The 12,269-nt window shown below is 53.8% G+C and carries 11 protein-coding genes; 3 read left to right on the top strand and 8 right to left on the bottom strand.

All coding sequences use genetic code 11. The features are described 5' to 3' along the window. Positions 1-7 precede the first annotated feature (7 nt). On the top strand, positions 8-325 hold the full coding sequence (locus Q31b_RS05310; protein ID WP_146598544.1) for a Rieske (2Fe-2S) protein: 318 nt from the start codon (positions 8-10) through the stop codon (positions 323-325). Positions 326-370: 45 nt separating this feature from the next. Here the strand turns inward: Q31b_RS05310 and Q31b_RS05315 are convergent, their stop codons facing one another. Continuing rightward, positions 371-1,054 (bottom strand): metal-dependent hydrolase, encoded by a 684-nt coding sequence (locus Q31b_RS05315; protein ID WP_146598545.1) that lies wholly within the window; start codon positions 1,052-1,054, stop codon positions 371-373. A gap of 125 nt (positions 1,055-1,179) precedes the next feature. Next, positions 1,180-2,403, bottom strand: a complete 1,224-nt coding sequence (gene trpB, locus Q31b_RS05320; RefSeq protein ID WP_146598546.1) for a tryptophan synthase subunit beta — start codon at positions 2,401-2,403, stop codon at positions 1,180-1,182. A 290-nt stretch (positions 2,404-2,693) separates the two neighbouring features. Between trpB and mutM the strand changes: the two genes are divergently transcribed. Beyond that, on the top strand, positions 2,694-3,590 hold the full coding sequence (mutM, locus tag Q31b_RS05325; protein ID WP_146598547.1) for a bifunctional DNA-formamidopyrimidine glycosylase/DNA-(apurinic or apyrimidinic site) lyase: 897 nt from the start codon (positions 2,694-2,696) through the stop codon (positions 3,588-3,590). A 116-nt stretch (positions 3,591-3,706) separates the two neighbouring features. Beyond that, positions 3,707-4,756, top strand: coding sequence for a hypothetical protein (locus Q31b_RS05330; protein ID WP_146598548.1), 1,050 nt, complete (start codon positions 3,707-3,709; stop codon positions 4,754-4,756). 173 nt (positions 4,757-4,929) lie between these two features. Here the strand turns inward: Q31b_RS05330 and Q31b_RS05335 are convergent, their stop codons facing one another. The 6 genes from Q31b_RS05335 to Q31b_RS05360 all read right to left on the bottom strand — a co-directional run bounded on the left by Q31b_RS05335 (position 4,930) and on the right by Q31b_RS05360 (position 12,252). Further along, the gene (locus Q31b_RS05335) at positions 4,930-7,368 is read right to left on the bottom strand and encodes a flagellar hook-basal body complex protein (protein ID WP_146598549.1); all 2,439 of its coding nucleotides are present in this window, start codon (positions 7,366-7,368) and stop codon (positions 4,930-4,932) included. 47 nt (positions 7,369-7,415) lie between these two features. Next, positions 7,416-7,859: a flagellar hook assembly protein FlgD gene (locus Q31b_RS05340; RefSeq protein WP_146598550.1), complete on the bottom strand. Its 444-nt coding sequence runs from the start codon at positions 7,857-7,859 to the stop codon at positions 7,416-7,418. A 208-nt stretch (positions 7,860-8,067) separates the two neighbouring features. Continuing rightward, positions 8,068-9,681, bottom strand: a complete 1,614-nt coding sequence (locus tag Q31b_RS05345; RefSeq protein ID WP_146598551.1) for a flagellar hook-length control protein FliK — start codon at positions 9,679-9,681, stop codon at positions 8,068-8,070. A 42-nt stretch (positions 9,682-9,723) separates the two neighbouring features. Next, positions 9,724-10,380 carry a hypothetical protein gene (locus tag Q31b_RS05350; RefSeq protein ID WP_146598552.1) on the bottom strand — a complete coding sequence of 219 codons (657 nt, stop codon included), beginning with the start codon at positions 10,378-10,380 and terminating at the stop codon, positions 9,724-9,726. A 5-nt stretch (positions 10,381-10,385) separates the two neighbouring features. Further along, positions 10,386-10,853 (bottom strand): flagellar export protein FliJ, encoded by a 468-nt coding sequence (gene fliJ / locus Q31b_RS05355; protein WP_146598553.1) that lies wholly within the window; start codon positions 10,851-10,853, stop codon positions 10,386-10,388. Between the two features lie 31 nt (positions 10,854-10,884). Then, complete coding sequence (locus tag Q31b_RS05360) at positions 10,885-12,252, bottom strand: FliI/YscN family ATPase (protein WP_146598784.1); 1,368 nt, start codon at positions 12,250-12,252, stop codon at positions 10,885-10,887. Positions 12,253-12,269 lie beyond the last annotated feature (17 nt).

A 12,269-nucleotide genomic window follows, 5' to 3' on the forward strand; every position in this document is an offset into this window, starting at 1 on the left:
AAAAAGAGTGAGTGAATTTGAATCGGTCGGGAATGTCAGCGATTTTGAGGATGGCCAAGGCTTGGCGGTTCCCTACGACGGACGTATGGTCGCTGTCTTCCGACAAGGCGATACATGGTATGCGATCGATGATCTCTGCCCTCACATGGGAGCATCCTTAGCCGAAGGCCATCTTGACCCTGAAAACCAACAGGTCACCTGCCCCTGGCACGCTTGGCGATTCTGTGTCCGAGACGGCACTTGGGAAGACAATCCGCGAATCAAAGTCGATTGCTTCGAAGTCAAAGTCGAAGGCGACGAAGTCTTCGTCCGCGAAAAGGATTAGCCCCCCGCGGGGTGGGCTCCCAGCCTGTGAGCGTTCCTAAGGGCGTCAAAACTCAAATGTCCCATTCACATCCAACACGACGGGCGTGGCTGACGTCTCACCCGTGACACGTTGAGCCCACTCCTCGGCATCCTGTTCAATTGGCGGCCACGTATTGTAGTGAGTCGGAAGTACGGTGACGGGCTCAATTAGCTTGATTGCACGCAAACTGTCATCGATTCCCATCGTAAAAACATCACCGATCGGAACGATGGCGACATCGACGGCGTGAGCATACAAACGCATATCCTTGAACAACGCGGTATCACAAGCAAAATAGATTCGCTTGTTGTCAATCGTCAGCAAGAAACCTGCGGGGTTGCCACCGTAAGCCCCATCTGGCATCTGGCTGCTGTGCAATGCCGGAATCATTTTGACGCTACCAAACGGAAAATCATAGCTGCCGCCAAGGTTCATTCCGAAAGTCGATTTAACATGCTGTGTTTCCGTAAACCAATTGGCAATTTCAAAATTCGTGATCACCGTCGCACCACTATGCTTGGCAATCGATGCAGCGTCAGCGACATGGTCCAAGTGTCCATGCGAAATCAAGATGAATTGAACATCTTTAAAATCTTTGGACGCCACCGTCGCAGTCGGGTTGTCTTTGAAAAAGGGGTCGAGCAGGATGCGGTGCGTTTCGGTTTCGATCAACCAACTGCTGTGGGATAGCCAAGTGATTTTCGTCATGATTGTCCTCGCCAAAAAGGTAGGCTTTGGGGGAAAGGAATGTCCATCACTTTCATTTTAGCGTGTTTGACGGTTGCGTGTTAGATCCGACAACGCACTCTCAACACGAATTGACCTACCGCTGACTACCAACTTTCGCCACGCAGGCGGGCGATCTCCATCGCGTCCTTGTCGCCACGCCCTGATAAACAAACCACGAGATGTTGATTGGCGGGCATGTCGGCGGCTAATGTGATTGCCCTGGCTACCGCATGGCTGGATTCCAATGCGGCGATGATTCCTTCGGTACGTGCCAAACGATCAAACGCTTGCATCGCAGCATCGTCGCCACATTCCAAGTAAGCGACTCGCCCCGTTGCCTTCCAATAACTGTGCTCGGGGCCGACCCCAGGATAGTCGAGTCCGGCGCTCATCGAATGGACGTCGCATGTTTGCCCATCCTCGTCTTGCATCACGTAGCTATAACTGCCGTGAAGTACGCCTGGGCTCCCGAAGGAGAGGGGGGATGCATGATCGCCAGGCTGGTTGCCTCGCCCCCCCGCTTCCACACCGACGAGTCGAACGCCGTCGTCTTCGACAAACGGATAAAACATCCCAGCGGCGTTGCTGCCACCGCCGACGCAGGCGACCACGCAATCGGGCAATCGCTCGAACGAATCACGACATTGTTCGCGAGTTTCGCGGCCGATAATTGCTTGAAAATCTCGCACCATCATCGGGAACGGATGCGGACCGATCACACTTCCGATAATGTAGTGCGTGTCCGCGACCGAAGACATCCAATCTCGCATCGCTTCATTCACCGCATCACGAAGCGTTTTTGAGCCTGATTCAACAGGACAAATCTCCGCCCCTAAAAGCTTCATGCTGAACACGTTTGGTTTTTGTCGGCGAATATCCTCGCTGCCCATGTAGACCGTACAAGGCAATCCGAAATGAGCACATGCCGTCGCGGTCGCCACCCCGTGTTGACCCGCCCCGGTTTCCGCAATCACACGGCCTTTGCCCATCCGTAGCGTTAAGAGCGCTTGCCCGACCGTGTTGTTGATTTTGTGAGCACCGGTATGGTTGAGGTCTTCACGTTTGAGCCAAATCTGGGCACCGCCGACCGAGTCCGACAAGCGTTTGGCATGATACAGCGGGCTGGGACGACCCACAAACGTTTTCAAGAGCCCCTCGAGCTCCCGCTGAAATTCAGGGTCTTTCTTGGCTCGTTCATACTCGTCAGACAATTCTTCGAGAGCACGCGTCAAGGTTTCAGGAACAAAACGGCCACCAAAATCACCGAAACGACCCTGCTGGTTCGGTACGTTCGCGAGTTGCTTCAAGTTCGTCTCAATCGTGCTCATCGGTTTCTCAAGTCAGATAGTGGTAGAACAGCAGCCAAAAGCGTGGCAATCGGTTTGGGACAAGTCTCTCTAAAGTAGTCGATCTGGTGAAAGATCCGTGCCCATCGTGGATCTTGTGAAAGATCTTTGCAGAATAAGGATCTTTCACAAGATCCACTACGGAAATCCTACACCCTCGTCGTCCCAAACCGGAACGCCTCAACGGGTAGCCGTTCCATTATAGTAAAGCCAACACCCTGTTCGTCAAACCACCTTCCATCGCCCAAGAAATTCTAAATAACTCAAACTTCATGCCTGAACTCCCTGAAGTCGAAACGATGCGGCGTGGCATTTTGCCAATCATCGGTTGCAAAATTGAATCGGTGGTTTGCCCCCGCTGTGAGCGAAAACCGATCCTGCTCTCCCCAGCTATCGAAGAGTTTGACAGGCGGCTTCGAGGAAAACAGGTCGTTGGGATCGGTCGCCGCGGAAAACGGGTACTCGTTGAAGTCGAAGAGGAGCAAGCAATCGTCATCGAGCCGAGAATGACAGGTTTGGTACTGCTAGCCGACCCGCCCACTCGGGAACATTTGCGGCTTCAAATCAACCTTAACAGCGGGCCCAACCAAAGCGTCTCCCACCCCAAACGACAGGGTGGACAACTATTGTTCTGGGACCGCCGTGGCTTGGGCACGGTTCGCCTGTTGACCCATAAAGAGATTCGCGAACAAATTGATATCAAACTGGGGACCGATGCACTCGAAATCACGGCTGACGGTTTGCGAGATCGGCTGAGAAAAAGTCAGCGGGCGATCAAAGTCGCGTTGCTCGACCAATCCGCCGTCGCTGGCGTTGGAAATTTATACGCTGCCGAGCTTCTATTTCGTGCAGGAATTGATCCCCGAACTCGCTGCGACCGGCTGAGTGGCCCTCAATGGAAACGGATCGTTTGCGCAATGCAACACGTACTCAACGAAGCGATCCTTTATGAAGGCAGCACGCTGAGCGATGGCACCTATCGGAATGCCATCAATGGCGAGGGCAGCTACCAAGCCCATCATTTGGTCTACGACCGAGCCCAAACACCTTGTCCTCGGTGTGAAGAGGGCACGATCCAACGAATCGTTCAAGCCCAGCGGAGCACGTTTTTCTGTCCCATTTGCCAGCGGAAGCGAGGATTGCACCCAACGCTGGCGTCCAGGCGTTAGCCGGCTTACTCGCCTTACCGAGTCCCCCAAGGACGGGACGCCAACGTTCTTTGCCAAACTCTCATTCGATCGCTAGAATAAACGCGTCGCAGTCCCCCCCCTCGAAAGAATCCACAATGAACCATTCTCTTTCTCGCCGTGATTGGCTTCGTCGTGCCGCTGTCTTATCGGTCGCAGGCGCGACTTGCGCATCCGCTCGAACGAGCGAGGCGGCGACTCGCAAAGCGAGCTGGAACGAATCGATCGAGAAAGGACTGCGCTGGCTAAGTCGCACACAATCGTCGCGAGGTCAATGGAACACACAAGCTTACCCCACCGCATTGGCCGCTCTTGCCGGGACCGCTCTGATCGCTAGCGGCAGCACCACCACGCAAGGTCCCTACGCGAAAGAGATTGGGCGGGCAACCGATTACTTAATTAGCAAGAGCCGAGACAACGGCTTGATCGGCGATCCTCAATCCGACCCCCGCTACACCTACGGACACGGTTTTTCCATGCTAATGCTTTCGCAAGTCCTCGGTGAAGAAGGGCTACTCGATCGCCGAGAAGAGTTGGTCGAGGTGCTGAGCAAAGCGGTCAAGTTTAGCGGCAGTGCCCAAACCGCAGCCGGCGGGTGGGGCTACGTCTCAGCTCGCGAAGGCAATGATTTTGATGAAGGATCAACCACCATCACTCAAGTCCAGGGCCTGCGTGGATGTCGCAACGCTGGGATAGCCGTCAGTGCAGAGGTGATCGAGAAAGCAAAAGAGTATATCTACGAGTGTAAAAATGCCGACGGTGGGATCAGCTATAGCAGTCGGCAACGCGGCAGCAGCCGTCCGGCGATCACCGCCGCTGCATTGGCCGCACTCTACAACGCGGGCGATTACGATAGCACGCACGTGCCGGAGATGTGGGCTTACGCCAAAGAGGCTCTACACGACATCAGCGATTCCGCTCGCGCGTTCGGCCATTGGCATTACACCTATCTCTACTACAGCCAAGTGGTGTATCGGCAAGGTGATGAAGTGTGGGCTAACTTCCGCAACCGCTTGTACGATCGGATCGCCAGCGAGCAGCGTCCCGACGGGTACTGGGAAGGCCAAATCCACCCCGTCTATATCACTGCTTGTAACCTTATCATGATGCAACTCGACAACGGCTACTTGCCGATTTATCAAAGGTGATCGTTGGAGTCGAGGCTTTAAGCCGAGCATCTCCATCGTCCGCTGCTGCACCAGCGGTTCGCGGAATCGAGAATGCCATCGAAGGGGGCTGACGCAGATCACCGACGCCGGGGAAACGCTTCCATCAGCCTCGTTTCGCGGCGTTTCCCGCTCGAACAGCAGAGCCAAATCCGCTATCGTTTCAGGTTAAGCAATTCGTCAATCAATTGTTGGCTCGTCGTGATCACGCGACTGTTTCCACGATACTGGGTACTGGCGAGTACCAAGGAGATCAAATCTTTGCCGATGTCGGTATTGCTGAGTTCTCGGGCTCCGCCAGCGACACTGCCGATACCATTTTCACCCGGGCCACCAATGACGGGCAACCCCGTGTTGACGCCTTGAGCATACAGGTTCAATCCGCGGGCCTCGAGTCCGACCGGGTTGGCAAAACGGGCCAATTGAACTTGACCGAGTGACCGCGAAACGCCGTTGCTGAACACTCCTCGTATTAGACCATCTTCACCGACAACATAACTATTCAAGACCCCCGGTTCACTACCGTCTTGTTGAGTCGCTGCCAACGAAGCACTCTCCGTTGCTAAACCTGATACACGATTGAAGTCGACCGTAAATTGCAGCGGCGAGACGCTCGGGACCCCGGTTCGATTGATGGCAATTTGGTCGTTGGTCGCAGCGATAAAATTTCCGTTACCGTCGAATTGAATCAATCCTGTGCCGACCGAGATATTGGTACCACTTGTTGTTTGGTTCTCGGGACTATCGGCATACCACCGATATACCGTTTGTTCATCCGTGCGACTCTCCAACGTGGCGGTCATCCGAACGTTGATGGGAACACCGAGTGAATCGTAGACGATAAAGTCGCTGACCGCGCTTTCCCCTACACCTTCTTGCAAGGTCCCGAAGCCGAGGTTGGGCGTCGTCACGTTGCCATCAAGCCCCTTGATTCGGAAAGCGGCAAGATCAATCTCCAAACCATTTGCTTCACCCGTATTACTGACAAAACGAATCGTTCCGTCCTGAATGTAGCCGCCTGGATAAATCGTTCCTGTTTGACCAGGGATGTTGTTTTCGGATGCTGGGATCGGATTAACCGCGTCGACTTGAACCGTTTGAATTCCAGACGAGTCTTCAACAAAATCAATGAAATCCTGCATCGTTGTCGTTTCAGTGATCTCAAAGTCTTTTGAGCCTAACGCACGATCGCCCTTACGCCCACTGTAGCTTAGCGTACCGAGTTGGAACGCTTTCTGGTAAGTCAAGCCGTCGCGTTTTAGCACGTCCGTCAGCAATGTGCTGGCATGAATCTGAGGACCATCCAAATCCAAGACTTGGTTGCCACTTATCGACAAATCAGCAATTTCGGCATCCGATCGCGAGTCGGTAAACGTACCACCGGGCGGGACCGTATCGACCAAGTAGAAATTGTTCTGGTCATTGGACAGGTTGCGATAAATGCGAATCTCGTCATACGCAGGAAACCCATCACCCGCCTCAGGGACCGGTGGTATAGGCAATCCGCTAAGCGATGTTCGTCCATTGACGACATTTTGCGGACCGATCAATACACTCGGACGCGATTCGACCTCGCCGTTGCGATAGTAGGTCACCATGTAAGTGTAGTTTCCTGTTAACAGGTCGGTATCAAGCGCATTGCCTGTTAACGCCGTTGAGCCATCGTCAACAAAATCACCTCCTGCCGCGACCGAACCGATCTGAAAAAAATCGTTCCCATTTGGTCCGGTTCGATAGATATTGACATTGGGGTAGTCACCACCGTTGGGGTCCACTGGTAGACTGCCGAGTTCCACACGACCGTTTGCACCGACGGTCGTGGTTATCGTGGCACTTGGTGCTGCTTCATTTCCATTGGAATCAACCAGGGCGACTCGATACTGGTAGTCGCCAGCCGCCAATGTGCCAACCCCGCTGTTGTTGACCGTAATGCCGACGTGGTCAGAGAGCGGAGCCGACGATAGACTGACGCCCGTTGCATCCGGTCTTGGTACCTCTGCCGTACCAAATTGCAAGCTCTGGATGATTTTGGCTTGCGTTGCTATTTCACCTTCCGGAGTCAGCGTCCCTTCAAACGTGACGTTCTCGGTCGCTTTGGCAACACTCTCGGTCCCCAGCGGAATCTCGATCGGTACCATACTCGATTCTTGCAATCGAAACTGTTCGTCCACACCATAGCCGAGGAGACGATGGCCGGTCGAGTTGACGAGTTCGGCATCGCTGTTGAGTTTAAAGATACCGTTGCGAGTATAGAGACGCTCCCCCTCGGCCCCCTCGACGATAAAGAACCCGTCTCCCTGAATGGCCAAGTCCGAAGCACTGCTACTGATTTCAATCGTGCCCTGTTCGTGATTCGCAGCGATCTCAGTGACCTGTACCCCCAAACCTACCTGCCGTGGATTCGTACCACCGCTATATTCGGTTGGAGCCCCCCCCAGTGAAAGTGTTTGCAAAAACTGCGATGCAAACACAGCCTCGGAAGACTTAAAGCCGACGGTTTGCGAATTGGCAAGGTTGTTACCAATCACGTCGATTTGAGTTTCGGCAGCCGAAAGGCCAGTAAGTGCAGTGTTCAGTGCGGAGGTCAAACCCATCGACTTGTTTCCTATCAGCGGGAACGCGGATAAGCAATCGTTAAAGCTTACCCATTCAGAATTTCACGAATGTTATTTAACTCCATCGTCTGATTACCCACGTGAACTTTGACAGAACGTGAATTTGTCTCACTGTTTGTTTCAACGGTTATGCGATCGACGACCCCGTCGACTTGGCTAGCATCATCGGCGAGCCCTGTCACACTACGGCCAATCAGTGAACTGGCCGTCACCAATTCTTGGCTCGAAGACAGATTCGAGAGGGTCGATGTCAACTTGTCGGTCGCGCCAATCTCACGAATCTGCCCAATCTGTTGGATCATCTCTGAGTTTTCGGTCGGATCGAGCGGGTCTTGGTTTTGCAGCTCGGTAAGCAATAACTTCATAAAGCTATCAATATCAACCCCTGCAAAGCCGTCGCTGGCAGTCGATGTCCCGGTCGTGTCCTGGGCCGTGTATTGAGTGGATCCAGTTTGTCCGATTTGTGACATCGTCGTCGACCTATCTCTAAAATGGGAAATGCGGTGGTAAGCGGTTCGATTGAGTCATACCGTTTTGCCGGCCGCGGTGGCGAGATCAATCTGACGTAGTCCAACAGGCGTGCACCCCAACAGGAGGTGGTTGGGTCAAGTCGTGTTCTCTCTACACGACGCTGTTCCGGCCTGCGTCCTACAACTGCACGTTCTACAACTGCACGTTCTACAACTGCACGTCGACTCCGCTCGTGACCAACGGGCGAGTGACCGGCAGGGATTTTGGTGCGTAGGTTGAGGTGGTCGCCTTGGAGGCGGAACGATGGTCGGCTTTCCTTGGATCTCGCGATCGGTTGGAGTTGCGTGGATCGTCTTGGGCGAACGATTCTCCGCCCGATTGGTCGTTGGAATGCGTTTCTGACTCAACTTCAACGCTCATCTTTTCCATTTGAATCCCTTGCGATTCGAGCCGCATCCGTAGCTCCGGCAGGTGCTCACGAAGAGCCGCAGCAGCAGCTTCCGTTTCCGCGATCACTCGCGTTTGCATCTTTCGATCTGACACCTGCATTTCCAACCGTACGGTGCCAAGCTCCGCCGGCGCGAGTCGAATTCGAATCTGCCCACCGTTGCTGCCCAAATGCTGGAACGCCTTTGAAACTCGCTGAATCAACTTGGCTCGTGAAATCAAATCGGTCGTCGATGGCTGGTCCCCCGAGTTTGTCGTTTTGCCCGCAGTGTCACTACCCAGGTTGGTGGCATTGGTTGGTATCGGCGTCGGTGATGCAGGGCTCGTTGCGCGAGTGATTCCGGCACGACGGACGGTGTTGGTCGAACTTGCCGTAGCCGCCGTTGCGGCGGTTCTGGTCGCAGCCGCCGCCGCGTCCACGGTGGCAGGATGGCCAATCGTCGGTTTCGTCGCACTCATGGTTTGAGAGGACGATTCCACCGACGCCGAAGCATCCGCCGACGCAGCCGACTGAGCAACTTTCATTGCTTTTTGCTCCGCCGAACGCTCTTGACCGACCGTGTTCTTTTCAGCCAACGATTGTTTCGCCCCTGCCGAATTCTCTCTTGAATCGCGCCGTTCACGCCGAGATTCACGATGATTTTGATCTCCTTCATCCGAATGAAACGACTCTTCTTCGACCTTAGGAACCGTGGCGTCTTCCATTTCGCTGGGCTGCGTTTTTGGATCACGAAGTGCCGGTTTGGTGTCCAACTTTTCCGCCACCGTTGATTTTTGCTGAGTCGCTTCCTCGCCGCTCGGATCGTTCGGTTGCGGAGCATTCGCTGGCAAATGCGTCACTGACGGTGTCGCTGATCCATTGGCCGCTGTTTCGACGGTGCTGTTGCCGATGTTGGAGTCCACCGGAGCCTTTGCTTGTGGATCGAGCTGCTGTTTACCACGGTTTGTCAAATCCGGTTCGGAACGAATCGTTTCCTGATTGCTCGATTCCACCGTTTGCTCTTCGCGGGACCGTTTGGCCAACGGCTCTTCCACAGCTACGTTGTCGGACGAAACCAGCACGGGCGTTGGCTCGGACGAGTTCCCTGGTTCGGACTCGGCGGCAGGTGCTTCGTCTTGTTTTTCGCTTGACTCGGTCGCCGGATTGGAGGCATCGTCGTTGAGGTCTGCAAACGATTTGCCATCCTCATTCGATGTGGGTGATGGAGCCAAAGCGGTCGCCCCCATTTGAGAAAACAGATCGGCGAACGCGTCCATGATGCTGAGCGAGGAACCACCCGCAGCCAAGTTGAATTGGTTGGTTGAGACACCACGCTCTGCTGCAATGGTCGCAGAATGGTTTCTCGAGAAAGAACTGGTTTGGATATCGCCCATTTTCACACGGCCCCCCCGAGCCTGTAAAACTGCTACTCAAACTTAGATATCGCCAGCCGCTTGCTTAATGAGTGCAGTGGTTGGATAACCTTCGCCGATGCGACGTAGGATTTCGGCTAATTTCTCTGCTTCGTCTGGTGCAGCAAACTCCGCCAGTATATCTTTTCGTTTATCGATTGGCATAGCTTGAATGATATTAACGACCTCATCAATTCTTTCATCGTCATAAATTCTCAAAAGTTGGTCTTTGGCTTGCGCCGCATCGAGAGATTGCAGGGTTCTTTGCACTTCTTGGATTCCTTTGTCGCGAGCCCCCTCTTCCATTTTTTTTAATTTTTCTTTGAATGCTTCCCGTCGCTCGTCAAAAAACTCTCGCTGATCTCGCAATTCGGCCGACATTCGACTCAAGTCATCGCGGTATTCGTTTTGGCTTCGCAGTCGCATGTCCATCTCCAAGCTCTCCATTTTGCGTGCCTGCAGAATCTCTTCAAAGTTGGGCTGTTCGCGATCTTCGCCCTGTTTCAAAATTTGCTGCAAGCGGTTGCCCGAGATATCGATTCCATTCATTAGTCCAATGATTTGAGCCATGGTGTCACCGTTGGCCGTTCCACGTGTCAAAACATATCCCAATAGGATGAGTTGAAACAAAACGGTAGCAACACAGAAAGCGACAAAGGCCGTTAGCAGTTTATTGAGCATATTTATCAATCTCGGTTCTTCGCATGAGTACGACGCGAGATGGCACCGCGACGGTTACTCATTTCATCGAGTTCCATTTGTTCTTGTCGATCCATTTCGTTTCGATAGCGATCCGAATCGATCTCCATCATCCGTTCAAATTTCTTGACTTCCGTCTCAGCTTGGCGAAGACGCACTTGTCGACGGTCGAGTTCGTCGGCCAGCTTTCCCAACGTCTCTCGAAGACCTTGAATATCGGCCTGCAACTGCAAGTCATAACGTCCTTTGGCTAGCAAACGATCGACGGAAATATCGCCGACGCGAGTCGTTTGCTCTTCAACCGATAGCATGCGTCGTTCTTCCTCGATCGTTTCGATCTGGCTTTGAACTTTTGCGATCGCCGCATTCGCTTCGCCCACCATGCCCCCGGCCTCATCGCGTTCACGGCGGCGAAGGTTCAAGATCGACAGAAATCTAAATTGGAAGTTTTTCATTGGTCATTGGTCATTGGTCATTGGTCATTGGTCATTGGTTCAACGTCGTAGCTGCGTCTCTCCGTGACGCGGCATTCGTGTCTCGGAGAGACACGGCTACTTTTTCCAAGCCTTCCAGAGCCGCTAAGGTTTGCTCCATTGGGGCGATTTCTTCAGCCCCCTGAGAGAGGAACAACTTCATCGGATCACGCATCGCAATGGCTGCGTCGACAACCGGGTCGCTACCGCCGCGGTAGGCTCCGATTGAAATCAAATCGGCGTTCTTCTTGTAAACACTCAAATGACCTCTGGCGGTCGACGCCGCTTTCAGTGTCGCAGGGCTTACCAAATGCGGTTGCAACCGACTTAGACTCTGCAAAACATCGATCGGTGGCCATTGTGCTTGGGCTGCCAAGTCGCGGCTAAGGACAATGTGACCGTCGAGTAGACCACGCAGGGTATCGGCAATCGGTTCGTTATTATCGTCACCTTCTACCAACACGGTATAAAAAGCCGTGATCGCCCCCTTTTCGGTCCTTCCCGCTCTTTCCACCACCTGTGGCAGCAGGTTGAACACGCTTGGCGGATAGCCACGCGTCGTCGGTGGCTCGCCAGCTGCCAAGCCAAGTTCCCGTTGCGCCATTGCCAATCGTGTCACCGAGTCAACCAGCAATAGAACGTTTTTCCCTTCATCCCGAAACGATTCAGCAATCGCTGTTGCCGTCCAAGTCGCGGCAATTCGTTGGGCCGCCGGTCGGTCGCTCGTCGCGACGACGACCACACTGCGGCGCAATCCCGCTTCGCCCAAACTACGTTGGATAAATTCTTGAACCTCGCGTCCCCGCTCGCCAACCATGCAAATCACGATCCGATCTGCACTCGATCCCCGCGCCAGCATACCCAGCAGCGTGCTTTTCCCCACGCCTGAACCAGCAAAAATCCCCAAACGTTGGCCATTGCCGCATGTCAACATCGAGTCGATGGCACGAACCCCCGTTTGCAACGGTGTATCGATCGGTGGGCGGTCGAGTGACTCAGGAGCTGCTCTTTGTGGATCAACGGGTGTCAGATCATCGGGCAATGGCATCCCATCAATCGGTCGACCAAATGCATCGATGACTCGACCACAAAGAGAAGGCCCGCTACGTAGACTCATGCCGCGGCTGACCAATCGAACACGATCACCGGCTGAGATCGCTGACATCGTTTCCATCGGTGCCAAAATCGGTCGGTTTCCATCAAAGCCGATCACTTTTGCCAAGCGACGATCCGCTGTGTCAGGATTGATTTCGCAAATCGACCCGATCGGTGCCGTCATCCCTTCAATCTCAATCGCTTCGCCACGTACGGCAGCGATACGACCAAAAATCTTGAAGCCGACCGATTCGCGAATCATCTTCGCAGTCGGTTCAGGCATCATGATTTTTGGCGGGTGAC

It is taken from the genome of Novipirellula aureliae (assembly GCF_007860185.1).
Classification (GTDB): Bacteria; Planctomycetota; Planctomycetia; order Pirellulales; family Pirellulaceae; genus Novipirellula_A; species Novipirellula_A aureliae.